Below are 25,223 nucleotides of genomic sequence, written 5' to 3'. Positions count from 1 at the left end.
GCATGAATTTCCGCAAGGGCCGGCGCCGGGAAGACCCGGAGATCAACCTGATTCCGTTCATCGACGTGCTGCTGGTGATCCTGATCTTCCTGATGGTGACGACCACCTACAGCAAGTTCACCGAACTGCAGATCACGCTGCCCACGGCGGACGCGCAAAAGGCCGTCGAGCAGCCGGACCAGCTCGACGTGACCGTCGATGCCAAGGGCAACTACACGATCAACGGCGAGCCGGTCTCGTTCCGCGACGTGGCCGGACTGGCCTCGGTGCTGAAGGCGGCCGCCAGGCCGGGCAGCGACCCGGTCGTGGTGGTCAATGCCGACCAGTTCGCGATGCACCAGATGGTGGTCAACGTGATGGAAGCGGCCCGGCTGGCCGGCTTCGGCAAGCTGACGTTCGCGGCCCAGACGGGCGGCGGGAAATAAGCTCACGGTCCCCAGCTCCCGGTTTCCAGCCGCCAGCGCCAGGCCGCCGCCCGCCTGCGTTGCCCTTTTTGCCATTGTTGCCCATCCAGCCCTGCCGATGACCCTTGAATCCACGCTGACCCGCGCCTGGCTGAAACGCGGCCCGCTGGCTTGCGCGCTGTATCCCGTATCGCTGCTGTTCCGCGCGCTCGCGGGCCTGCGCGGCCTGCTGTACCGCGCCGGCGTGCTGAAGTCGAGCCGTTTGCCGGTGCCCGTGATCGTGGTCGGCAATATCTTCATCGGCGGCACCGGCAAGACACCGCTGACGATCTGGCTGGTCGAGCAGTTGCGCGCGCACGGCATGCGCCCCGGCGTGGTATCGCGCGGTTTCGGCAGCAAGGGCGACGGGCCGCGCCCGGTGACCGCGCTGTCGACGCCGGCGCAGGTGGGCGACGAACCGGTGCTGATCGCCACCCGCGCCGCCTGCCCGGTGTTCGTCTGCCGCGACCGCGCCGCGGCGGGGCGGGCGTTGCTGGCCGCCCACCCGGAAGTGAACGTGATCGTCACCGACGACGGCCTGCAGCACTATGCGCTGCAGCGCGACGTGGAAGTGGTGCTGTTCGACGGCCGCGGCGTCGGCAACGGCTGGACACTGCCGGCCGGCCCGCTGCGCGAGCCGCCGTCGCGCCGGCGCGACGTCACCATCGTCAATGCGCCGGCGCTGACGCCGCAACTGGCGGCCAGCGTCGGCGGCATGCCGTTCCGGATGACGCTTGCCGGCACCGTTGCCGAACGCCTGGCCGACCGCCGCGACCGCGTGCCGCTGGGCGCAATGAACGACAGGGGCCGGCTGGCCGCGGCTGCCGGCATCGGCAATCCGCAGCGCTTCTTCCGCATGCTGGCCGATGCCGGGCTGGCGTTCGAGGCATTGCCGCTGCCCGATCACCACGACTTCCTGGACCGGCCGTTTGCGCATGTGACGGCGGACGCGATCTTGATGACCGAGAAGGATGCAGTAAAATGCGCGCATATCGAAGAACTGAGGAACGATCCGCGGCTGTGGGTCGTTCCCGTCAGCGCGCAGCTCGATGCCGCGCTGATCGCACACATTGTGGAGAAATGCCGTGGACGCACGTTTGCTTGACATCCTGGTCTGCCCCGTTTGCAAGGGGCCGCTCGAATACGACAAGAAAGCCCAGGAAATGATCTGCCGCGGCGACCGCCTGGCCTATCCGGTCCGCGACGGCATTCCGATCATGTGGGCCGACGAAGCCCGCACGCTGCAGGATACTGCAGACTAGTTTCGCGTCGACTGGATCCGCACCGCCTGAATGCCCGATGCGCGCCACCATGATGCGCGCCCACTACCTATAACGAGACACCGTGACCTTTACCGTCATCATCCCCGCGCGGCTGGCTTCGACCCGGCTGCCGAACAAACCGCTGGCCGACCTGGGCGGCAAGCCGATGGTCGTGCGCGTGGCCGAGCGTGCCGCGCTGTCCGGCGCCGGCCGCATCGTCGTCGCCACCGACCACCAGTCGATCCTGGATGCATGCGCCGCGCACGGCATTGTCGCGCTGATGACGCGCGACGATCATCCGTCCGGTACCGACCGCATCGCCGAAGTGGCGCGCGAGCTCGACCTGCCGCCGGAGGCGGTGGTCGTCAACCTGCAGGGGGACGAGCCGCTGATCGAGCCGGCGCTGCTGGCTGCCTGCGCCGCCCGTATCGGTGCCGACGTGCCGATGGCCACCTGCGCGCACCCGCTTCGCGATGCCGGCGATGCCTTCAATCCGAACGTGGTGAAAGTGGTGCTGGACAAGGCCGGCCGCGCCCTGTACTTCAGCCGCGCCACGATACCGTGGGCGCGCGATGCGTTCGCGCAAGCTGCGCAGGCCCGTCCCGCCGTGCTTCCCGCCATACTTCCCGCCGGCTATGTGCCATTGCGCCACATCGGCCTGTACGCCTACCGCAACGATTTCCTGCAGGCCTATCCGCAGCTGGAAATGTCGCCGCTCGAGACCATCGAAGCGCTCGAACAGTTGCGTGTGTTGTGGCACGGCCACCCTATCGCCGTGCACGTCACCGACGCGGCACCGGCGCCCGGCGTCGATACCCCCGAAGACCTGGAACGCGTCCGCGCTCACTTCGCTTGAGCGTTTGACGTTTTTACGCGGCAGGCGGCCCCGCGAAGTGGCGTTGGGCCGGCGTTTTGTGGTAAGTTTCGTCACTAACTGACCTACCATCAAACTATTAAAATCGTTTTAGGAATTTTCATGCGTCTCATTCTGTTAGGACCACCCGGCGCCGGCAAGGGCACCCAGGCCAACTTCATCAAGGAAAAGTACGGCATTCCCCAGATTTCGACCGGTGACATGCTGCGGGCCGCCATCAAGGCCGGCAGCGAAATGGGCCTGGCCGCGAAGAAAGTAATGGACGCTGGACAGCTGGTTTCCGACGACATCATCATCGGCCTGGTCAAGGACCGCCTGAAGGAAGCCGACTGCGCCAACGGCTACCTGTTCGACGGCTTCCCGCGCACCATCGCGCAGGCCGACGCCATGAAGGATGCCGGCGTGAAGATCGACTACGTGCTGGAAATCGACGTGCCGGACGAACAGATCATCGAGCGCATGGATGGCCGCCGCTGCCACCCGGGCTCCGGCCGCGTGTACCACGTCAAGTTCAATCCGCCCAAGGCGGAAGGGCTGGACGACGTGACCGGCGAGCCGCTGGTGCAGCGTGACGACGACAAGGCCGAGACCGTGAAAAAGCGCCTCGACGTGTACCACAACCAGACCGAAGTGCTGCTCGGCTATTACAACGAGTGGGCCAAATCGGGCGCCACGGAAGCCCCGAAATACCGCAAGATCGAAGGTGTCGGAGCCGTCGATCAGATCCGCGACCGCGCGTTCGCCGCGCTGGCGGAATAAGAAGTCTCGAAACGGACCGGCACGGTCCGTTTTTTTTTGCCGGCCCCCTTTAGGCCGCACCGAATCCGTACTACAAGATTCCGTTCGCATCGTTTCGTTTGCATCGTTTCGCTTGCCGCGCAGGCTCCCAGCCGCGCGGCGTGATGAAGTCCGATTTGCTCCATTCGACAACGCTGGTACACAAAGGGGGGACATATGGCAGCAGGTCTGTGGTTTGCGGTGGCATGTGGCGTCATCGCAGTGATTTACGGTCTGTACTCGCGCAGCTGGATCCTGGCGCAGGACGCCGGCAATGCGCGCATGGGAGAGATCGCGGCGGCGATCCAGCAGGGCGCCAGTGCCTACCTTGCGCGGCAGTACCGCACCATCGCCATCGTCGGCATCATTCTCCTGGTTGTCATCTTCCTGCTGCTCGGCGTGCAGACCGCGCTGGGCTTCCTGATCGGCGCGGTGCTGTCCGGCGCGTGCGGCTTCATCGGCATGAACGTGTCGGTGCGGGCCAACGTGCGCACGGCGCAGGCGGCCACGGTCGGCCTGAACGAGGCGCTGAACGTAGCCTTCAAGGGCGGCGCCATTACCGGCCTGCTGGTGGTCGGCCTGGGCCTGCTGGGGGTGGCGCTGTTCTACGGCATGCTGACCGCGTTCGCCAGCGGCGCCTACCCCTCGCCGAACCTGTCGCACCACGACGTGATCAAGCCGCTGATCGGGCTGGCGTTCGGCGCCTCGCTGATCTCCATCTTCGCCCGCCTCGGCGGCGGCATCTTCACCAAGGGCGCGGACGTGGGCGCGGACCTGGTCGGCAAGGTGGAAGCCGGCATCCCCGAGGACGATCCGCGCAACCCCGCCGTCATCGCCGACAACGTGGGCGACAACGTGGGCGACTGCGCCGGCATGGCCGCCGACCTGTTCGAGACCTACGTGGTGACGCTGATCGCGACGATGCTGCTGGGCGCGCTGATGATCGCCGATGCGCCCAGCCAGGCCATCCTGTACCCGCTGCTGCTGGGCGGCGTGTCGATCCTGGCGTCGATCGTCGGCTGCCTGTTCGTCAAGGCGAAGCCCGGCAAGAAGATCATGTCGGCGCTGTACACAGGGCTGTGGTGGTCGGCCATCCTGTCGCTGATCGGCTTCGCCGTCGTCACCTGGCTGGTGTGGGACAGCTACGACATGCGCTGGCAGATGATGGGCGCGACCGTGGTCGGCATCGTGCTGACCGGGCTGATGGTCTACATCACCGAGTTCTACACGGGCACCGACTTCAAGCCGGTACGGCACATCGCCGAAGCGTCGACGACCGGGCACGGCACCAACATCATCGCCGGCCTGGGCGTGTCGATGAAATCGACCGCGTACCCGGTACTGGCGGTCTGCGTGGCGATCCTCGTGTCGTTCGAGCTGGCCGGGCTGTACGGCATTGCCATCGCGGCCACGGCGATGCTGTCGATGGCCGGCATCGTGGTGGCGCTCGATGCCTACGGGCCGGTGACCGACAACGCCGGCGGCATCGCCGAGATGGCCGGCATGCCCGAATCGGTGCGGGCGATCACCGATCCGCTGGACGCGGTGGGCAATACCACGAAGGCCGTCACCAAGGGTTATGCGATCGGCTCCGCCGGCCTGGCCGCGCTGGTGCTGTTCGCCGACTACACCCATGCGCTGGATTCGCGCAACATCGATATCCGCTTCGACCTGTCGAACCCGATGGTGATCGTGGGGCTGTTCATCGGCGGCCTGATTCCCTACCTGTTCGGCGCGATGGCGATGGAAGCGGTGGGGCGCTCGGCGGGCGCGGTGGTGATCGAGGTGCGCCGCCAGTTCCGCGAGATCAAGGGCATCATGGACGGCACCGGCAAGCCCGAGTATGACAAGGCGGTGGACATGCTGACGGCTTCGGCAATCCGCGAAATGATCCTGCCGTCGCTGCTGCCGGTGATCGTGCCGATCCTGGTCGGCATGCTGCTGGGTCCGGCCGCGCTGGGCGGCATGCTGATGGGCACCATCATCACCGGCCTGTTCGTGGCGATCTCGATGACGACGGGCGGCGGCGCCTGGGACAATGCCAAGAAATACATCGAGGACGGCAACCACGGCGGCAAGGGCTCGGATGCGCACAAGGCGGCGGTGACCGGCGATACCGTCGGCGACCCGTACAAGGACACCGCCGGCCCGGCCGTCAATCCGCTCATCAAGATCATCAATATCGTCGCGCTGCTGCTGGTGCCGCTGCTGCCGGAAACGGGCTGGCTCGCCGTTACGCCCCAGCCCGACCCGGTACAGGCGCGCGCCAGGGTGCAGGGCCACGTGGCCGCCGGAGTGCCGCAGGCGTTGCCGGCCGCGCCTGCCGCCCAGCGCTGAGCGGCAGGCGGCGCATCGTCCGAGGGAGCGGGCGATACGCCGGCAAGGCGTGCGGCAGGGGCCGGGCGGGGCGGCGTATCATGGTTGCGCCGCTTCCGCCCCGGGTTCGCCATGCCAATGTTCCGTTCGTTCCGCCGCCGCCGCCTCCTTCTCCTGTTTCCCGCAGTTTTGCTGCCCGCGCTCGCCTTCGCGCAACAGGACTCCGCCGCCGAGCGCGCGGCGTATGCCCGGCTACCCGTCTGCAAGCTCGGTGCCGATGGCCGCAGTCTCGAGATCGAGCCGTGCCGCACGGCCCCGGCGCAGCGGCCGATGCCGCGGCGGCCGGTACCGGGGCAGGACTATGGCGGCACACGCAGCGCCGTTCCCGATACCGCACCGGAACCCCGGGCGGTGCTGCCGTCCGCCACGCTGGAGCCCCGCACGCCATTCCCGGCCGCGCCGGTACCGCCGGTGCCGCCGGGCGTCAATCCAGGCAACGTCTCGCCCCGTACCAACCCGCCGCCCGGCACGTTCGCCACGCCGGCACCGAGCCGGCCGCAGCCCACGACGTGTGTCGGCGGCGTGTGCCGCGATGCCGCCGGCACCACGTTCCAGCCGGGTGGCACGGGTGTCACCCGCAGCCCGGCGGGCAGGCATTGCACGACCGTGGGAGGCTTTGTCCGTTGCCTGTGATTGGCGCTACAATGCCGTCAGTTGACGCTTACGTAAACGTAAGGTGCGCGTAAGGTGCGCGTAAAGTGCGCGTGAAGTGCGCGTGAAGTTCGCGTCGATCGAGCGTAAATCGATGCAGGTAAACCAGGGAGACGGCATGCAAATCAGGAACAACGTATTCATCATCACGGGCGGCGCGTCCGGACTGGGCGCGGCCACGGCGCGCACGCTGGCGGAGGCGGGCGGCAAGGTCGTGCTGGCGGACCTGCAGGCGGAGGCCGGGGCGGCGCTGGCGCTCGAGCTGGAAGGCAGGTTCGTGCGCTGCGACGTGACGCAGGAAGCCGATGGCCTCGCCGTGGTGGCCGCCGCGCAGGCGCTGGGCAGCCTGCGCGGGATCGTCAATTGCGCGGGCGTGGCGCCGGCGGCGAAAACGGTCGGCAAGGAAGGCCCGCACCCGCTCGATGCGTTCACCCGCACGATCGGCATCAACCTGGTGGGCACGTTCAACATGTGCCGGCTGGCGGCCGATGCAATGAGCCGGCTCAAGCCGCTGGAGCACGGCGAGCGGGGCGTGATCGTCAACACGGCATCGGTGGCCGCGTTCGACGGCCAGATGGGCCAGGCCGCGTATGCCGCCTCGAAGGCGGGGGTGGCCGGCATGACGCTGCCGATGGCGCGCGACCTGTCGCGCAGCGGAATCCGCGTGATGACGATCGCGCCCGGCATTTTTGAAACGCCGATGCTGCTGGGCATGCCGGACGAGGTGCAGCAGGCGCTCGGCAAGATGGTGCCGTTCCCGCCGCGGCTGGGCAAGCCGGCCGAGTATGCGCACCTGGCCAAGGCCATCATCGAGAACGTGATGCTGAACGGCGAGACGATCCGGCTCGACGGTGCGATACGGATGCAGCCGAAATAAGGTAGCATTCGTGCATCATCAAACGCAACGCGCGACCCGGTCGCGCGTTTTGCATTTCAGGGAGAACCGATGACCCGACTTTATTCCTGGCCACTGGGCCTTCCACTGGCGGCGGCGCTGCTGGGCGCGACGCTGACGACACCGGTGCTGGCGCAGCAAGCCGCATTGCAGCGTGCCCCGGAAATCGCCACCGGCTACAACGAGAAGCAGGGCGTCTTCGCGCAGCGCTACATGGTGGCGGCGGCGAACCCGCTGGCCACCGACGCAGGCTACCGGATGCTGAAGGCGGGCGGCAGCGCGATCGACGCGGCGATCGCCACGCAGATGGTGCTGACCCTGGTGGAGCCGCAATCGTCCGGCATCGGCGGCGGCGCCTTCCTGATGCTGTATGACGGCAAGAAGGTGCATTCGTACGATGGCCGCGAAACGGCCCCGATGGCGGCGACCGAGCGGCTGTTCCTGGACAAGGATGGCAAGCCGGTATCGCGCGAGGAAGGCATCGTCGGCGGCCGTTCTACCGGCGTGCCGGGCGTGGTGCGGATGCTGGCCCTGGTCCACGCGAAGCACGGCAAGCTGCCCTGGGCAAAGCTGTTCGAGCCGGCGATCGAGCTGGCCGACCGTGGCTTCCAGGTCAGCCCGCGCCTGAATGCGCTGCTGAAGTACGACCGCCGGCGCCAGCCGCGCGATCCCGTTGCCGCGGCTTATTTCTTCGACGCCAATGGCGAACCGCGCCCGGTCGGCTACCTGCTGAAGAACCCCGAGCTGGCGCAGACGCTGCGCGAAATCGCCCGCGGCGGCGCCGATGCGTTCTATACCGGCCGCATCGCGCGCGACATCGCCGCCAAGGTGGCGAACCATCCGACCAATCCGGGCCTGCTGACGGCGCGCGACATCGCCGACTACCGGCCGAAGGAGCGCGATCCGGTCTGCGCCGACTATCGCCAGTGGAAGGTGTGCGGCGCGCCGCCGCCATCGTCCGGCGGCATCGCGGTGGCGCAGATGCTGGGCATCCTCGAACGCACGGCGATCGCGGCGCACCCGCCGGTGGCCGGCAACCTCGATGCCGAAGCGATCCACCTGTTCTCCGAAGCGGGCCGGCTGGCCTACGCGGACCGCAACCGCTACGTGGCCGACACCGACTTCGTGCCGCTGCCGGGCAAGGGCGTCGCCTCGATGCTCGACAAGCAGTACCTGGCGCAGCGCGCCGCGCTGATCGGCGAGAAATCGATGGGCAGCGCAACGGCCGGCACGCCGCAGGGGATGCAGGTGGCGTGGGGCACGGATACGGCGCTCGACCGGCCATCGACGTCGCACCTGGTCGCGGTGGACCAGTACGGCAACGGGCTGTCGATGACGACGTCGGTGGAGGACGCATTCGGTTCGCGCCAGATGGTGGCGGGCTTCATGCTAAACAACCAGCTGACCGATTTCTCGTTCGATGCCGCCGACGACAACGGTCCGATCGCCAACCGCGTGCAGCCGGGCAAGCGGCCGCGTAGCGCGATGTCGCCCACGCTGGTGTTCGAACGCAAGGCGGACGGCGAGGCAGGCAAGCTGGTGCTGGCCACCGGCTCGCCGGGCGGTTCGGCCATCATCAACTACGTGATGAAGGTGCTGGTCGGCACGCTGGACTGGAACCTCGACGTGCAGCAGGCGATCAGCCTGCCCAATTTCGGCAGCCGCAACGGCCCGACCGAGCTCGAGGCGGGGCGCGTGGGCGCCGACGTGATCGCGCGGCTGAAGTCGCGAGGCCATGAGGTGCGCGAGTTCGAGCAGAACTCGGGGCTGCAGGGTATTGCACGGATGCGGCAGGGCGGCCGCGATGTGTGGTTCGGCGGCGCCGATCCGCGCCGCGAAGGCATCGTGCGCGGCGACTGACGCCTGCCGCGCCAGCGCACGCGCTTCTCCATCCACACGGCGACTGACGCCTGCCGCGCCGGCGCACGCGCCTCGCCATCCACATCACCGGCAGGGCATGCACGGCCGCCGCCGCATGCCGGGCAGGTATCGCGCCCCGCGCCTGCCCAAAGGCGCTTGTTGCCGTGTTACCCTTGCTAAATGGGAATGAATAACAATGGGGCATGAAAAAGAAGACCGGCCTGATCCTGACCGGCGGGGGAGCACGGGCCGCCTACCAGGTCGGCGTGCTGCAGGCGATCGCGGAAATCCTGTGGGATGAAGGCTGGGCGCCGGCGCGCTGCCCGTTCCAGATCATCTGCGGCACTTCGGCCGGCGCCATCAACGCCACGGCGCTGGCCTGCCGTGCCGACAATTTCGGCGAGAGCGTGGCCAAACTGATGGATGTATGGTCGCACATCACCGTCGAACAGGTATACCGTGCCGATTCGCTGGGCGTGCTGCGCTCCGGCGCACGCTGGCTGTCGCTGCTGTCGTTCGGCTGGCTGCTGCGCAAGTGGCGCGCGGCACCGCCGGCCTCGTTGCTGAACAACACGCCGCTCGTCAACCTGCTGCACCGCATGCTGGACCTGCCGCGCCTCGATGGCGTGCTGCAGGAAGGGCTGCTGCATGCGCTGGCCGTCACCGCTTCGTCGTACACCGGCGGGCAGCACATCACGTTCTACCAGACCGCCGCCGAGATCGCGCCCTGGGTCCGCATGCAGCGCGTCGCACTGCAGGACCAGATCGGCGTCGAGCACCTGCTGGCATCGTCGGCGATTCCGTTCATCTTCCCGGCCACGCCCCTGTACGTGGACGGGCACCGCGAGTACTGCGGCGACGGCTCGATGCGCCAGCTCGCGCCGATCTCGCCGGCCATCCACCTGGGCGCGGCGAAAGTACTGGTGGTGGGTGCCGGGCGGCTGACCGAAACGGCGCGCACCGGTGGCGACAATGCGCGCTATCCGAGCCTGGCGCAGATCGCCGGCCATGCGATGTCGTCGATCTTCCTCGATGGCCTGGCGATGGATATCGAACGGCTGAACCGCATCAACAGCACGCTGTCGATGCTGCCCGCCGATCTGCTGGAACGCACGCCGCTGCGCCCTGTCGAGCTGCTGGTGATCGCGCCTTCCGAGCGGCTCGACGACATCGCCTCGCGCCACGTCGGCAGCCTGCCCGCGCCGATCCGCGCGATGCTCTCCGGGATCGGCGCGACCGAGACGCGCGGCGCCGCGCTGGCGTCCTACCTGCTGTTCGAGTCCAGCTACACCAATGAGCTGATCCGCCTGGGCCAGCACGACACCCATGCCCGGCGCGCCGACGTGCTGGCGTTCTTCGGCCATTGAGGGGGCGGGCATGACCGTGCGTCTCTTTCTACTATGCCTGGCGGTGCTGAGCGGCCTGGCTGCCGCTGCGCCGCCGCGCTCGCTGCGTTTCGAGCAATTGAGCGTGCAGGAAGGCTTGCCGCAGGAATCGGTGCTGGCCATCGCGCAGGACCGCCAGGGCTTCATCTGGTTCGGCACGCAGGGCGGCCTGGCGCGCTACGACGGCTACCGCACCGTGATCTACCAGCACGCGCTGACCGATCCGCACAGCCTGTCGCAGAACTGGGTGCGCGTGCTGCATGTCGATCCGGCCGGCCGCCTGTGGGTCGGCACTGACAATGGCCTGGACCTGTTCGATCCGCTGACGCAGCGCTTCACGCATTACCGCCCGGTGGAGCCGGAGCAGCGCGGCAACGGCAACCGGCACGTGCGCGCCATCGTCGACGATGGCGCCGGCGGCCTGTGGATCGGCACCGCCGACGGCCTGCAGCGCTTCGATCCTGCGACCGGGCACTTCACGATCTTCCACCATGCGGCGGACGATCCCGGCAGCCTGGCGCACGACCAGGTCAATGCGCTGGCGCGCGACGCCGCCGGCCGCCTGTGGATCGGCACCTCGGCCGGCGTCGACATGCTGGCGCCCGGCGCCACCCGCATGGCGCGCTTCACCGTCTCGGGAGCCGACGGCAAGCGTGCCGTGGCGGTGCAGTCGCTGCTGGCCGACCGCGACGGCACGCTGTGGGTCGGCACGCATGCGGGAATCGAGCACTGGCGGCTGACGGCACCCGCCGCGGCGCCGCGGCGCGAGCGGCTGCCCGACAGTGCCGGCCTGCCCGCCGGCACCGTGATGAACCTGTACCAGGATGTCGACGGCACGGTGTGGGTCGGCATGCGCAACGACGGACTGTTCCGCTGGCACCCGGAGGCGCGCCAGTTCATCGGCTACCGGCACGAGCTGGGCGACGCGCACAGCCTGGCCGACGATTACGTGTCGGCGCTGTTCCGCGACCGCGTGGGCACGTTCTGGGTAGGCACCTGGTTCAACGGCGTCAGCCGCGTGGACCTGTCCAGCGGCGGCTTTGCCCGGCTGGTGAAGAATCCCGACCAGCCGGGAACGCTGAGCGACAACCGGGTGCGCGCCATCGTCGATGGTGGCGACGGCAAACTGTGGGTCGGCAACGACCATGGCCTGAGCCTGTACGACCCGGTCAGCGGCATGGCCCGGCTGTACCGCCTGCCGCTGGCCGGCAATGGCAGCAGCGACGCGAACGTGACGGGCCTGTGGCGCACGCCCGGCGGTATCCTGTGGGTGGGCAGCCGCGCCGGCGTGCGCACGTTCGATCCGCGCGAAGGCCGCTTCGGGCCGCTGCTGCTGTCGCGCGGCAATCCCGAGCTGGACACGGTGCGCTACATGTTCGGCGACCGTGCCGGCATGATCTGGGTGTCCAGCAAGGCGGGCCTGTACCGGCTCGATCCGTCCAACGGCGCCATCCGCGCGTTCCGGCACGATCCCGGCAATCCCGCCAGCCTGGCCGACGACATCGTCCGGCCGGTACTGGAAGACCGCCGCGGCAACCTGTGGGTGGGCACGTTCAATGGCCTGGGGCTGCTGGATCGCAGCACCGGGCAGTTCCGGCACTTCCAGCACGACCCGCGCGATCCGGGCAGCCTGTCGCACAACGAAGTGCATTACCTGCACGAGGATGCGCAGGGCACGCTGTGGGTCGGTACCGCTTCGGGTCTGAACCGGATGCAGCATTCCACCCGCGGCATCTCGTTCCGCCGCTACACCCGCCAGGATGGCCTGGCCGACGATGCGATCGCGGCGATCCTGCCGGACCGCCAGGGCAAGCTTTGGCTGTCGACCAACAGCGGGCTGTCCAGCCTCGACCCGGCCACCGGCCGGGTGCGCAATTATTCCGGCGCCGACGGCACCATCGAAGGCGCTTACTTCGACGGTTCGGCACTCGCCGCGCCGGACGGCACGCTGTACTTCGGCGGCTTCAACGGCATCACGGCGTTCGATCCGGTCGCGGTGCGCCCGAACGGCATCGCGCCGGTCGTCGCGATCACCGACTTCCAGATCTTCAACCAGTCGGTGCGCCCTGGTGCCGCGCGGCCCGACGGCGACGTGATCCTGCAGCGCGCGATCGAGGCGACCCGCGCGCTAACGCTCGACCACGAGGACTCGGTGTTCTCGCTTGAATTCGCCGCGCTGCATTTCGCCTGGCCGCAGAACAACCACTTCGCCTACCAGCTCGAAGGCTTCGACCGCGACTGGGTCAGCACGGACGCCGGCAAGCGCTTTGCCACGTATACCAACCTCGATCCGGGCAGCTACGTGTTCCGCGTGAAGGCAGCCAACAAGGATGGCGTATGGGGCGAGCCGACCGAGCTGGCGATCACGATCCTGCCGCCGGTATGGAAGACCTGGTGGTTCCGTTCGCTGACCCTGCTGGTGCTGCTGGGCGGCGGATTCGGCCTGTACCATGGACGGATGCGCGTGCTGCGCGGCCAGCGGCTGCGGCTCGAACAACAGGTGAGCTTGCGTACGGCCGAGGTGGAAATGAAGAACCGCCTGCTGATCGAGCAGAAGCGCGAACTCGAACAGCGCGACGAGCGCCTGCGCCACGCGGCCCAGCGCGCCGAGGACGCCACGCGGCAAAAGTCCGAGTTCCTCGCCAACATGAGCCACGAGATGCGCACGCCGCTGGCCGGCGTGATCGGCATGCTGGGCTTCGCGCTGCGCGACCGCACGCTGCAGGCGGTCACCCGCGACCAGATCGAGCGGGGGCAGGCCAATGCGCAGTCGCTGCTGTCGATCATCAACGACCTGCTGGACTTTTCCAAGATCGAAGCGGGCAAGCTGACGGTCGAGAAGATCGATTTCGCGCTGGCCGCTACCGTCGAAAACGTGGCCAGCCTGTTCGAGGAACAGGCTGCCGCCCAGGGCGTGGATTTCCGCATCGATTACGCCCGCGACCTGCCGCACTTCGTCGTCGGCGATCCGACCCGGCTGCGCCAGGTGCTCGTCAACCTGGTCGGCAACGCCTTCAAGTTTACCCAGCGCGGCCATGTCACGCTGCGCGTGGCGCGCGCCGGCGGCAAGGTGGCGGGCAGCAACGTAGCGGGTGGCAAGGTGGCGGGCTGCACGCTGATCCGTTTCACGGTCGAGGATACCGGCATCGGCATCCCGCCCGCCGAGCTGCCGCGCCTGTTCGAGAAGTTCGAGCAGGCCGACGCCACCACGACACGGCGCTATGGCGGCACCGGCCTGGGCCTGGCGATCTGCCGCCAGCTGGTGGACCTGATGGACGGCGAGATCGGCGCGCACAGCACGCCCGGTGCCGGCAGCGTGTTCAGTTTCACCGTGCCGCTGTGCGACGGCGTGCCGCCGCCGCTGGTGCCGCAGGTGGCGCGCACGCGGCACACGCACCGCTTGAAGGTGTTGTGCGCGGAAGATTTCCCGACCAACCAGATCATCATCCGCATGATGCTGGAAGACATGGGGCACGGGGTGGACATCGTCGGCAATGGCGCACTGGCGGTGGCGGCTTGCGCACAGACCCGCTACGACCTGGTCCTGATGGATGGCCGCATGCCGGAGCTGGACGGACCCACGGCCACGCGGGTGATCCGCGCCGGCGGGCCGGCCGGCGCGCCGGTGTGCGACCGCGACCTGATGATCGTGGCGCTGACGGCCAATGCCAGCGAAGAAGATCGCAGCCGCTACCTGGCCGCCGGCATGGACGACTTCCTGACCAAGCCCGTCGACGAGGATGCGCTGCACCTGCAGCTGGCCCGCGCCATCGAACGCCAGCTGGCGCGCGGCGTGGCGCTCGATCCGCTGCCGGTGCTGCCGGCGGCGCGCCCGTCGGTGGCCCGTCCGAGCGTGGCGGAACTGGACGCGATGTTCGGCGTCGATATCGGCCAGCCGCCAGCCGGGCTGTCGGGCGACGCGGCCGGAGCGCTGCGGCTGCGCCTGCGCGATGCCTTCATGGCCGACCTGCCGGGCAAGCTGGACGAGCTGGATGCGGCACTGGCCGCCGCCGATGCCGATGCGGCCGGCCGGCTGTTCCACGGCCTGAAGGGCAGTGCCGCCTACCTGCAGGAAAACGAGCTGCATGCGCTGTGCGCCGAACTGGAAAGGGCCGCCGACCGCGCGCTGTGGCCGGCGATCCGGCTCAAGCTGCCGCGGCTGCACGCGATGCTGGGACGGATGCTGGCGCCGGCCGATGGCGGCCGCCCTGGATGACCGGCGTTTCCCGCGCGCGCTGCCAGTCGTTATAATCGCAGCGCGCCGGCGTGGGGCCGATGGGGGAGAGTCATGAAAGTACTGGTAGTCGACGATGACGTGGTGTCGCGGATGATGCTGATGCACCTGATCGACAGCAGCGGCAACTATGAAATCGCCGAAGCGGAGGATGGCGCGGACGCGTGGCAGCAGCTGGTTGCCGGCTTGCGGCCGGCGGCCTGCTTCTGCGACCTGCGCATGCCGCGCGTGTCCGGCCTGGAGCTGCTCCAGAAGGTGCGCGAAGACGCCGGCCTGGCCGCATTGCCGTTCGTGCTGGTGTCCTCCGCCAACGATCGCGAGACAGTGGAGCAGGCCGCCCGGGCCGGGGCCACCGGCTACATCGTCAAGCCGTTCGATCCGGCGCAGGTACGCGCGCAGCTCGATGCGCTGGCCGCGCCGCTGCAAGCGGAGGAGCCGGCGATCACCCAGGCGCGGCTCGGCATCGATGCCGTGCGCCTGGGCGCCTACCTGGCAGGCTTCGAGAAGCAGCTGCTGGCCGCCGCCGCGGAACTGGAGACGCTGCTGGTGCGTGGCGCACGCGAGGAAGCAGCGGGACGGCTGGAACGGCTGCGCGACGGTTGCGCCACGCTTGGCCTGGCTGGCGCCGCCCGCACCCTGGCGGTACTGCCGGCCGGCGCTGCTGCGCTGGCGCCGGTGCTTGCCGCGGTGCTCGACGCGGTGCGCCGCCAGGCCCGGCGTTTAGACGCGTGAGGGCGGCCGACTGCGCGGCGGCCTGCTTGGCGGCCTGCTTGGCGGCTTGTGCGGTGGATCGTTTAGGCTTAAAGTAAGTGGCCAGTCCAACCATCCTCCACAAGGCGATCATGGACCACTCCACCCAAGGCACCGCCAGCGCGCACGTCGATCCGTTCGCGCGGGCCCACCTGCCGCCGGCCGAACTCTGGCCCGAACTCGTGTTCGACCTGCCCGAGCTGCATTACCCGCCCCGTATCAATTGCGCTGCCGAGCTGCTGGACCGCCACGTGGCGGCCGGCGATGGCGCACGCGTCGCGCTCATCGGCGAGCATGAGCGCTGGACCTACGCCCAGCTACAGGAGCGGGTCGACCGCATCGCCAACGTCTTGCGCGGGCCGATGGGGCTGGTGCCGGGCAACCGCGTACTGCTGCGCGGTACCAATACGCCGCTGATGGCCGCCGCCATCCTGGCCGTGCTGAAAGCCGGCCTGGTCGCCGTGCCGACGATGCCCTTGCTGCGCACGCGCGAGCTGGCGGCGATCGCGGCGAAGGCGCGCGTGGACGCGGTACTGTGCGCCGCCGCGCTGTGCGCCGATCTCGATGCGGTGCCGGACCTGCCGCCCGTCGTGCATTTCGGCGCGGGCCCCGATGGCGCTTTGGAAGCGTTGATGGCGCAGGCGCCGGCAACGTTCGACGCCTGCGATACGGCGGCGGACGACGTGTGCCTGATCGGCTTCACCTCCGGCAGCACGGGCGTGCCGAAAGGAACCATGCACTTCCACCGCGACGTGCTGGCGATCTGCGACTGCTTCCCGCGCCATACGCTGCGCACGCAACCGTCGGACGTGTTCGTCGGCACGCCCCCGCTGGCGTTTACCTTCGGCCTGGGCGGCCTGCTGCTGTTCCCGCTGCGCGTGGGCGCCTGCGCCGTGCTGCTGGAAAAGCTGACGCCCGAAACGCTGCTGAAGGCGATCGAGCGGTATCGCGCCACGGTCTGCTTCACGGCACCCACCGCGTACGGGCGCATGGCGGCCCTGGCAGCCGGCCATGACCTGTCGAGCTTGCGCGAAACCGTGTCGGCGGGCGAGGCGCTGCCTGTTGCCACGCGCGCGGCCTGGCAGCGGGCCACGGGGCTGGCCATGATCGACGGCATCGGCTCGACCGAGATGCTGCACATCTTCATCTCGGCGGCGGGCGCCGACGTGCGGCCCGGTGCCACGGGCAAGCCGGTCCCCGGATACCGCGCGTGCGTGCTCGATGCACAGGGCACGCCGGTGGGGCCGGGGGTGATCGGCCGGCTGGCCGTCAAGGGGCCGACCGGCTGCCGTTACCTGGACGATGCGCGGCAAGGGGACTACGTGTGCAATGGCTGGAACCTTACCGGCGACGCGTACGAGATGGACGCCGACGGCTACTTCCACTACCGCTCGCGCACCGACGACATGATTGTCTCGAGCGGCTACAACATCGCCGGGCCGGAAGTGGAAGACGCGCTGCTGCGCCATCCCGCCGTGGCCGAGTGCGGTGTCGTCGGCAGGGCGGATGGCGAACGCGGGGAGATCGTTGAAGCGCACGTGGTACTGCGGCCGAAGTGCGGCGCCACGCCCGCGCTGGCGGCCGAGCTGCAGGATTTCGTCAAGGGCGAGATCGCACCGTACAAATATCCGCGCCGCGTGGTGTTCGCGGAGTCCTTGCCGCGCACCGAGACCGGCAAGCTGCAGCGCTTCCGGCTGCGCCAGTCATGAACGTGCTGTGCGTGGGCGGCGGGCCGGCCGGCCTGTACAGCGCGCTGCTGCTGAAGAAGGCGCTGCCGGCGCGGCGCGTCGTCGTCGTCGAGCGCAACCGGCCGCATGACACGTTCGGCTGGGGCGTCGTGTTTTCCGACCAGACGCTGGACAAGCTGCTGGCGGCCGACGAGCCTTCGGCGCGCGACATCCTTGCCGCATTCAATCACTGGGACGACATCGAGGTCTTCTACAGGGGCGCGCGGATGCGCTCCGGCGGCCATGGCTTTGCCGGCATCGGCCGCAAGCGACTGCTGGAAATCCTGCAGCGGCGCTGTGAAGCCCTCGGGGTCGAGCTGGTATTCGAAACGGAAGTCACGGACGAACAGGCGCTGGCGGCCCGCTACGGCGCCGGCCTGGTGATTGCCGCAGATGGCCTGAACAGCCGCGTTCGCGCGCGCCATGCGCAGGCGTTTGCCCCGCAAGTGGAGGCGCGCCAGTGCCGCTTCGCGTGGCTGGGCACGACACAGCGCTTCGATGCGTTCACGTTCGACTTCCGCGAGACCGAGCATGGCTGGTTCCAGGCCCACATCTACCAGTTCGACGCGGGCATGTCGACGTTCATCGTGGAGGCACCCGAAAGCGTGTGGCGCGCCGCCGGCCTGGAGGACATGACGCAGCAGGAATCGATCGCGTTCTGCGAGCGGCTGTTCGCCGACCGGCTGGACGGCCACCCGCTGATGTCGAACGCGGCGCACCTGCGCGGTGCCGACATGTGGCTGCGCTTTCCCCGCATCGCCTGCGAACGCTGGGTGCACTGGCCCGAGCGGTCGCCGTCCATGTCATCCGTTCCGGTGGTGCTGGCGGGAGACGCTGCGCACTCGGCGCATTTCTCGATCGGTTCGGGCACCAGGCTGGCGCTGGAGGACGCGATCGCGCTGGCTGGCTGCATCGGCGCCCATGGCGATCTGCCCGAGGCCCTGGCCGCCTATGAGGGGGAACGCCGGGTCGAAGTGCTCAAGCTGCAGAGCGCGGCGCGCAATTCGATGGAGTGGTTCGAGAACGTGGCGCGCTATGCGGCGCTGGACGCGCCGCAGTTCGCCTATGCGATGCTGGCACGCAGCCAGCGGCTGTCCCATGAAAACCTGCGCCTGCGCGACCGCGGTTACGTGGCGGACTACGAACGCTGGTTCGCGCGGCGCGCCTTCGCGCAGGCCGGGCTGCCAGCGCCGGACGACTGCGCGGTGCCGCCGATGTTCACGCCGTTCCGGGTGCGGGGCCTGGTCTTGAAGAACCGCATCGTGGTGTCGCCGATGGCGCAGTACAGCGCCGTCGACGGCGTGGTCGGCGACTGGCACCTGCAGCACCTGGGCGCGCGCGCGGTCGGCGGCGCGGCGCTGGTGATGGCCGAGATGACATGCGTATCGGCCGACGCGCGGATCACGCCGTGGTGCCCCGGCCTGTACGAGCCCGGGCACACCGCGGCGTGGCGGCGCATCGTCGCCGCCGTGCATGCGACGAGCGATGCGAAGATCGGCATCCAGCTCGGCCACGCCGGCGCCAAGGGTTCCACGCGCGCGATGTGGGACGGCATCGACCAGCCGCTGGAGGAGGGCAACTGGCCGCTGGTGTCGGCATCGCCGCAGCAACACCTGGAAGGCGTTTCGCAGGTGGCACGCGAAGCTTCCACGGCCGACATGGCGCGCATCGAAGCGGACTTCGTGCGGGCGGCGCGGGCGGCTGACGAGGCGGGTTTCGACTGGCTCGAACTGCATTGCGCGCACGGCTACCTGCTGTCGTCATTCATTTCGCCGCTGACGAACCGGCGCACCGACGAGTATGGCGGCAGTCTTGAAAACCGCTGCCGCTTCCCGCTGCGCGTGTTCGCCGCCGTGCGTGCCGCCTGGCCGGCGCACAAGCCGATGAGCGTGCGCATTTCCGCACACGACTGGGTGGAGGGCGGCATCACGCCGGATGACGCGGTGCGCGTCGCCCGCCTGTTCAAGGCGGCCGGGACCGACCTGATCGATTGCTCGTCGGGCCAGGTTAGCAAACGCGAGCGGCCCGTGTTCGGCCGCATGTACCAGGCACCGTTCGCCGACCGCGTGCGCAACGAGGCCGGCATCGCCACGATGGCCGTCGGCGCGATCTCCGAGGCCGACCACGCCAACGGCATCGTTGCCGCCGGCCGCGCCGACCTGTGCGCCGTGGGCCGGCCGCACCTGGCCAACCCGGCCTGGACACTGGCGGAAGCGGCGCGCATCGGCTATCGTGCGCAACCCTGGCCGAAGCAGTACCTGGCCGGCAAGGCGCAACTCGAACGTCATCTTGACCGCAATCTGGAACGCAACACCGAACGGGAACGAACTTGAACGAACAGGAAGCCCCGCGTCCCCCGGCGCTCGACCTTGCCAGCCGCCTGACCGATGACCATCACCAGTCGCTGAAATTATGGCTGCGCATGCTCTCGTGCACGGTGCGGATCGAGAACGAGATCCGCGCGCGGCTGCGCGGGCGTTTCGACGTGACGCTGCCGCGCTTCGATCTGATGGCGCAGCTGGAGCGGCACCCGGACGGCATGCGGATGGGCGAACTGTCGAAGCGGCTGATGGTCACCGGCGGCAACGTGACCGGCATCACCAACCAGCTCGAGCAGGAGAAGCTGGTGGTGCGCGTGCCGGACCCGCGCGACGGCCGTGCCTACAGCGTCAAGCTGGCCCCGGCCGGGCGCCGCGCGTTTGCCGCGATGGCGCGCGAACACGAAGAGTGGGTGATCGAACTGCTGCAGGACATGCCGGCCGGCGACAAGGCGCGGCTGCTGGAATTGCTGGCGCAGATGAAAGGGCACCTGGATGCCCGCGAGGAGAAGAAACCATGAAATACCTGCACGGGCAGCCGCACGGCCTGCCGGGCCTCCGCACGCCGCTGGCCGGCCACGCGGCGCGGCACTTCCTGTTCACCGTGGCGGAGGGCGTGGCCACGGTCACGCTGAACCGGCCGGAACGCAAGAACCCGCTGACGTTTGACTCCTATGCCGAACTGCGCGACCTGTTCCGCGCGCTCGCCCAGGCGGACGACGTGAAGGCCGTGGTCATTGCCGGCGCCGGCGATGACTTCTGCTCGGGTGGCGACGTGCACGAGATCATCGGCCCGCTGACGCAGCTCGACATGCCGGGCCTGCTGGCCTTTACGCGCCTGACCGGCGATGTGGTGAAGGCGATCCGCGCCTGCCCGCAGCCTGTCATCGCCGCGGTCGACGGCGTGTGCGCCGGCGCCGGCGCGATGCTGGCGCTGGCAGCGGACATGCGCTACGGCACGGAGCGCAGCAGGACCGCCTTCCTGTTCACGCGGGTGGGCCTGGCCGGTTGCGACATGGGCGCCTGCGCGCTGCTGCCGCGCGTGATCGGCCAGGGCCGCGCCGCGGAGCTGCTGTACACCGGGCGGTCGATGTCCGGCCTGGAAGGCGAGCGGTGGGGCTTCTTCAATGCGCTGCACGCGCCCGAGGCGCTCGCCGGCGCCGCGCAGGAAATGGCCCTTGGCCTGGCGCGCGGCCCCACGTTCGCGCACGGCATGACGAAGAAGATGCTGCACCAGGAATGGAACATGGGCATCGACGAAGCGATCGAGGCGGAAGCACAGGCGCAGGCCATCTGCATGGCGACCAACGATTTCCACCGTGCTTACCACGCATTCGTGGCGAAGCAGAAACCGGCGTTCGAGGGAGACTGACATGGCGGACAAGGCTTACCTGGACTGGCCGTTCCTGGAACCGCGCCACCGCGCGCTGGAAGGCGAGCTGGATGCCTGGGCGGCGGCGCATTTGGGTGAAGCGCACCTTGGCGAAGCGCATGGCAGCGACGTGGATGCGGCCTGCCGGGCATTGGTCCGGCAGCTGGGCGAAGCGGGGTGGCTGCGGCATGCGGTCGGCGGCACGCAGTATGGCGGCAGCGGCGAAGCGCTCGACACGCGTGCGCTGTGCCTGATCCGCGAGACGCTGGCGCGGCACGACGGCCTGGCCGACTTCGCGTTCGCGATGCAGGGACTCGGTTCCGGCGCGATCAGCCTGTTCGGCAGCGCGGCGCAGAAGGCGGCCTACCTGCCCCGCGTGGCACGGGGCGACGCGATCGCGGCGTTCGCGCTGTCCGAACCGCAGGCCGGTTCGGACGTGGCGGCAATGGCGTGCGCGGCGGCGCGCGATGGCGACCATTACGTGCTCGATGGCGACAAGACGTGGATCTCGAACGGCGGCATCGCCGATTTCTACCTGGTGTTTGCGCGCACCGGCGAAGCACCCGGCGCGCGCGGCATCAGTGCCTTCATCGTCGATGCCGATACGCCAGGGCTGTCGATTGCCGGACGCATCGACGTCATCGCCCCCCATCCGCTGGCGCGGCTGCGGTTCGACGGGTGCCGCGTGCCGGCCGGCTGCCTGGTCGGCGAGGCAGGGCAGGGCTTCAAGGTGGCGATGGCCACGCTGGACGTGTTCCGGACTTCGGTGGCCGCCGCCGCGCTGGGCTTTGCCAGGCGCGCGCTCGACGAGGCGCTGGCACGTGCCACGTCGCGATCGATGTTCGGCCAGGTACTGGCCGACTTCCAGCTGACGCAGGCGAAGCTGGCGCAGATGGCGACCGGTATCGATGCCGCGGCGCTGCTGACGTATCGCGCCGCATGGTTGCGCGACAGCGGGCAGCGCGTCACGAAGGAAGCGGCCATGGCCAAGATGACGGCGACCGAAACGGCGCAGCAGGTGATCGACGCGGCGGTGCAGATGTTCGGCGGGCAGGGCGTGGTCAGCGGCGAGTCGGTGGAGCGGCTGTACCGGGAGATCCGCGCGCTGCGCATCTACGAGGGCGCGACGGAAGTACAGCAACTGATCATCGCGCGCGAACTGCTGCGTGCGGTGCCGGCCAAGACATGACGATGGAGATCCTGCAACCGCCGCTGTGGCCCCGGCCAAAAGGCTACGCGAACGGCATCGCCGCCAGCGGCAGGATGGTGTTCGTCAGCGGCATGGTCGGCTGGGATGCGCAGGGGGTATTCCAGTGCGGCGACTTCGTGGGCCAGGCCGCGCAGGCGCTGGAAAACGCGCTGGCGGTGCTGGCCGAGGCCGGAGGCCTGCCGAGCCACGTGGTGCGGATGACCTGGTATGTGGTGGACCGCGACGAATACCTCGGTGCCGGCAAGCCGCTGGGGCAAGCGTATCGCAGGCTGATGGGTGACCATTATCCGGCCATGTCGGCCGTCGCCGTCACGGCGCTGATGGAGGCCCGGGCACGCGTCGAGATCGAGATCACGGCCGTGATTCCGTAACGCCTGGGTTATCGGCCACGTAATCGGCCACGTAATCGGCCACGCTCCCCGAGCGTTGGAATGCTCGCGCACGGTTGCGGTAGTTTATTGCATTATTTACACGTCAGTGGACTTGCGTGCTAAAATTGCAATGCTCCAGAGCAATGGTGCTCTGGGTGACACGCGACGCCTGCCGGTGCACGGCCATCGCGTACTTCGCACCGGGGAACGACGATCATGCAACCGACACGGTATGCCTATTTGGATGGACTTCGCGGTCTGGCGGCCATTCTGGTGATGCTGCGGCACTCCGAGAGCCTGCTCGGCATGGCCACTTACCGCAGCTACCTGGCGGTCGACCTGTTCTTCCTGCTGAGCGGCTTCGTCATTGCCCATGCCTATGACGAGCGCCTGCGCAACGGCACGCTGGGATTTGCCGAGTTCGCGCGCATCCGCCTGATCCGGCTGTATCCGATCTACCTGCTGTCCGCGGTGCTGGCGCTGGGCGTCGTCATTATCGGCCAGGTCGGCGGCGGCAAGCTCAACGGCGACACGGCGATCCAGTTGTCGATGGCGGCCGCGGCAACGGCCTTTTTCCTGCCGTTCCCGGTGAGCTGGACCTCTTACCTGTTCCCGCTCAATTCGGTGTACTGGTCGCTGTTTTTCGAGCTGGTCGTCAATTTTCTCTACGCAGCCGTCCGGCCACGGCTGACGGACACCGGCGTAAAGTGCGTACTCATCGTGTCCGGCATTGCCTGCGCCGTCCTCGCATTGCAGACCGATTCGCTCGACCATGGATACGACTTCAGCGCGCAGGGCGTCATCGGCGGCCTGGCGCGTTCGCTGTTTGGCTTCTCGCTGGGCGTGCTGCTGTACGAACGGCGCGCCAAACTGGCAGCGCTGCTGCGCGGACGCTTCCCGCCATGGTTCAGTTTCGTGCTGGTGGCGGGCGTGCTGGGCAGCCCATCCGTTCCGGGCTTCGACGGCATCATCGCCCTGGCGTGCATTTTCTTCATCCTGCCGCTGGCGATGGTCGGTGCCGCGTTCGAGTCCCCCCGCAATGAGCGGCTCGGCAGTGCAATGGCCGCGCTGGGGGCGGCAAGCTATCCGCTGTACACGCTGCACGGCCCCGTCATCTACGTCGTCTGGCAGGTGGCGCGCAGGATGGGAGAGCAATTCCTGGTACCCGCCGGGATCGTCATGATGCTCGGGCTGATCGTCGTGTCGATCCAGCTGGAACGACGCTTCGACATCCCGGTACGGCGCTGGCTGAATGCGTCGCGGCGCAATGCCGGGGCGAAAGCGGCCGGGCGCTAGGGCTCGTTTTTGCCTCCGCTCATTACTGATTGATGCCGGCACCGCCTGCGAGGGCAGGCGGTGGTTTTGTTTATCATTGCATTATTTTTCTTGCATGGCGCACGTGACCTTGTCCTCCCCGATCCGCATTCTCCACCTGGTACCGGAAATCCTGCCAACCCACCGTGTCGATGTTCTTGCCTTGTTTGGAAAATACCTGCCGCGCCATGACGTGACGTGCGACGTGATCGGACGTTCCGATGACAAGCCGCTCACCGCGCAGCAGGGCTTCGCGTCGGTGCGCCGGGTGGCCCAGACCGGCGGCCGCCTGCGCCGCGAACTGCGCTTCGCGCTGACCTGCCTGCGCGCGGCGCTGGGCGCGTCGCCCGACCGGTACGATGCGGTGCAGGTACGCGACCTGGTGTCGACCGGCCTGCTGGTCATGCTGGCGGCCAGGCTGCGCGGCATACCGTTTTTGTTCTGGATGTCGTTCCCGATGTGCGAAGGGCGCATCGTGCGTGCGCGTAATTCCGGATGGCGCGGACGCATCGTGCTGGCGAAAGGGCTGCTCGAGAAATGGCTTCTTTACCGGGTCGTGCTGCCCGGCGCCCGCCACGTGTTCGTGCAAAGTGACGCGATGGGCGACATGGTCGCCGCGCAGGGCATTGCCCGCGACAAGATCACCGCGGTGCCGATGGGCGTCGATACCGAACTGATCGTGCAGCCGGAAGGCACGGGCAGCCGGCGCGAAGGCGTGCCGCAGATCGCCTACCTGGGCACCCTCGATAAATTGCGCCGCCTGGACCTGGTGATCGATGCGCTGCGGCTGGTGCGCGAACGCCATCCATCGGCCGAACTGCTGCTGATCGGCGGCGGCGAGCCTTCCGATGCCGCGGCGCTGCATGAGCACGCGGCCCGGCTGGGACTGCAGGATGCGGTGCGCATCACTGGCTGGATGCCGGCGCCACAGGCGTGGGGAATGTTGCGTGCCGCCGATGCCGCCATCTCCTACATCCCGCGCGGCATTGTCTTCGACGTCAGTTCACCGACGAAAATCCTGGAATACCTTGCGCTGGGCATGCCCAGCGTGGCCAACGACATTCCCGACCAGGTCTGGGTGCTGCGCAACAGCGATGCCGGCTGGCTGACCGGCAGTACGGTGGCCGAACTGGCGGCGGCGCTGTGCGAAATCCTGGACGATCCGGAAGCTTCCCGCGCCCGTGCGGCCCGCGGCCCCGCCTTCATCGAAGCGACGCGCAGCTACCGCGTGCTGGCGGAACAGCTGGCTGGCCGTTATCGGCAACTGGTGGGCAAGCGCTGAGGCACCGGGCGCCGCAGCGCTCCTGTTATCAGGCCGGCTGGCCTTTCAAGCGTGCGAACAGGGCACGCACGCTCCTGCGCAGTGCGCCTTCCTGCCAATGGTGGCGGGATGGTTCGGGTCGG

The 25,223-nt window shown here is 68.5% G+C and carries 20 protein-coding genes; all 20 read left to right on the top strand.

Annotated elements, in window-relative coordinates; translation table 11 throughout:
* The first annotated feature begins 2 nt into the window (after positions 1-2).
* A complete protein-coding gene (locus tag FHS02_RS20170) occupies positions 3-425 on the top strand; it encodes an ExbD/TolR family protein (RefSeq protein ID WP_137316623.1) in 423 nt (140 codons plus the stop codon).
* Positions 426-522: 97 nt separating this feature from the next.
* Positions 523-1,548, top strand: a complete 1,026-nt coding sequence (gene lpxK / locus FHS02_RS20165; RefSeq protein WP_137316624.1) for a tetraacyldisaccharide 4'-kinase — start codon at positions 523-525, stop codon at positions 1,546-1,548.
* Positions 1,529-1,705 (top strand): Trm112 family protein, encoded by a 177-nt coding sequence (locus tag FHS02_RS20160; RefSeq protein WP_137316625.1) that lies wholly within the window; start codon positions 1,529-1,531, stop codon positions 1,703-1,705. Before lpxK ends, FHS02_RS20160 begins: the two co-directional genes overlap by 20 nt.
* Before the next feature lie 82 nt (positions 1,706-1,787).
* The gene (kdsB, locus tag FHS02_RS20155) at positions 1,788-2,561 is read left to right on the top strand and encodes a 3-deoxy-manno-octulosonate cytidylyltransferase (protein WP_137316626.1); all 774 of its coding nucleotides are present in this window, start codon (positions 1,788-1,790) and stop codon (positions 2,559-2,561) included.
* A gap of 120 nt (positions 2,562-2,681) precedes the next feature.
* Positions 2,682-3,338 (top strand): adenylate kinase, encoded by a 657-nt coding sequence (gene adk / locus FHS02_RS20150; RefSeq protein ID WP_137316627.1) that lies wholly within the window; start codon positions 2,682-2,684, stop codon positions 3,336-3,338.
* 195 nt (positions 3,339-3,533) lie between these two features.
* Entirely contained in the window at positions 3,534-5,693 is a 2,160-nt protein-coding gene (locus FHS02_RS20145; RefSeq protein ID WP_137316628.1) for a sodium-translocating pyrophosphatase, read from the top strand.
* A gap of 111 nt (positions 5,694-5,804) precedes the next feature.
* Positions 5,805-6,365: a hypothetical protein gene (locus FHS02_RS20140; protein ID WP_137316629.1), complete on the top strand. Its 561-nt coding sequence runs from the start codon at positions 5,805-5,807 to the stop codon at positions 6,363-6,365.
* A 136-nt stretch (positions 6,366-6,501) separates the two neighbouring features.
* The gene (locus tag FHS02_RS20135; RefSeq protein WP_137316630.1) at positions 6,502-7,260 is read left to right on the top strand and encodes a 3-hydroxyacyl-CoA dehydrogenase; all 759 of its coding nucleotides are present in this window, start codon (positions 6,502-6,504) and stop codon (positions 7,258-7,260) included.
* A gap of 69 nt (positions 7,261-7,329) precedes the next feature.
* Positions 7,330-9,138, top strand: a complete 1,809-nt coding sequence (ggt, locus tag FHS02_RS20130; protein WP_137316631.1) for a gamma-glutamyltransferase — start codon at positions 7,330-7,332, stop codon at positions 9,136-9,138.
* 203 nt (positions 9,139-9,341) lie between these two features.
* Positions 9,342-10,505, top strand: a complete 1,164-nt coding sequence (locus FHS02_RS20125) for a patatin-like phospholipase family protein (protein WP_137316632.1) — start codon at positions 9,342-9,344, stop codon at positions 10,503-10,505.
* A 10-nt stretch (positions 10,506-10,515) separates the two neighbouring features.
* On the top strand, positions 10,516-14,739 hold the full coding sequence (locus tag FHS02_RS20120; protein ID WP_137316633.1) for a hybrid sensor histidine kinase/response regulator: 4,224 nt from the start codon (positions 10,516-10,518) through the stop codon (positions 14,737-14,739).
* Between the two features lie 72 nt (positions 14,740-14,811).
* On the top strand, positions 14,812-15,489 hold the full coding sequence (locus FHS02_RS20115; RefSeq protein ID WP_137316634.1) for a response regulator: 678 nt from the start codon (positions 14,812-14,814) through the stop codon (positions 15,487-15,489).
* A 110-nt stretch (positions 15,490-15,599) separates the two neighbouring features.
* Complete coding sequence (locus FHS02_RS20110) at positions 15,600-17,216, top strand: AMP-binding protein (protein WP_137316635.1); 1,617 nt, start codon at positions 15,600-15,602, stop codon at positions 17,214-17,216.
* Positions 17,213-19,567: a bifunctional salicylyl-CoA 5-hydroxylase/oxidoreductase gene (locus FHS02_RS20105; RefSeq protein ID WP_137316636.1), complete on the top strand. Its 2,355-nt coding sequence runs from the start codon at positions 17,213-17,215 to the stop codon at positions 19,565-19,567. Before FHS02_RS20110 ends, FHS02_RS20105 begins: the two co-directional genes overlap by 4 nt.
* On the top strand, positions 19,564-20,073 hold the full coding sequence (locus tag FHS02_RS20100) for a MarR family winged helix-turn-helix transcriptional regulator (RefSeq protein WP_229422398.1): 510 nt from the start codon (positions 19,564-19,566) through the stop codon (positions 20,071-20,073). Before FHS02_RS20105 ends, FHS02_RS20100 begins: the two co-directional genes overlap by 4 nt.
* Positions 20,070-20,924: an enoyl-CoA hydratase family protein gene (locus tag FHS02_RS20095; protein ID WP_137316637.1), complete on the top strand. Its 855-nt coding sequence runs from the start codon at positions 20,070-20,072 to the stop codon at positions 20,922-20,924. The genes FHS02_RS20100 and FHS02_RS20095 overlap by 4 nt, the downstream gene beginning before the upstream one ends.
* A 1-nt stretch (position 20,925) precedes the next feature.
* The gene (locus FHS02_RS20090; RefSeq protein WP_137316638.1) at positions 20,926-22,113 is read left to right on the top strand and encodes an acyl-CoA dehydrogenase family protein; all 1,188 of its coding nucleotides are present in this window, start codon (positions 20,926-20,928) and stop codon (positions 22,111-22,113) included.
* Positions 22,114-22,115: 2 nt separating this feature from the next.
* On the top strand, positions 22,116-22,505 hold the full coding sequence (locus tag FHS02_RS20085; protein WP_137316639.1) for a RidA family protein: 390 nt from the start codon (positions 22,116-22,118) through the stop codon (positions 22,503-22,505).
* A 216-nt stretch (positions 22,506-22,721) separates the two neighbouring features.
* Complete coding sequence (locus tag FHS02_RS20080) at positions 22,722-23,801, top strand: acyltransferase family protein (protein WP_137316640.1); 1,080 nt, start codon at positions 22,722-22,724, stop codon at positions 23,799-23,801.
* A 103-nt stretch (positions 23,802-23,904) separates the two neighbouring features.
* Positions 23,905-25,101: a glycosyltransferase gene (locus FHS02_RS20075; RefSeq protein WP_175424929.1), complete on the top strand. Its 1,197-nt coding sequence runs from the start codon at positions 23,905-23,907 to the stop codon at positions 25,099-25,101.
* The last annotated feature ends 122 nt before the right edge of the window (positions 25,102-25,223 follow it).

Origin of the sequence: Pseudoduganella umbonata, assembly GCF_014192225.1 — a bacterium.
Lineage (GTDB): Bacteria > Pseudomonadota > Gammaproteobacteria > Burkholderiales > Burkholderiaceae_D > Rugamonas > Rugamonas umbonata.
The sequence above is the reverse complement of the archived record's forward strand: the minus strand, read 5'-3'. Positions and strand labels throughout refer to the sequence as shown.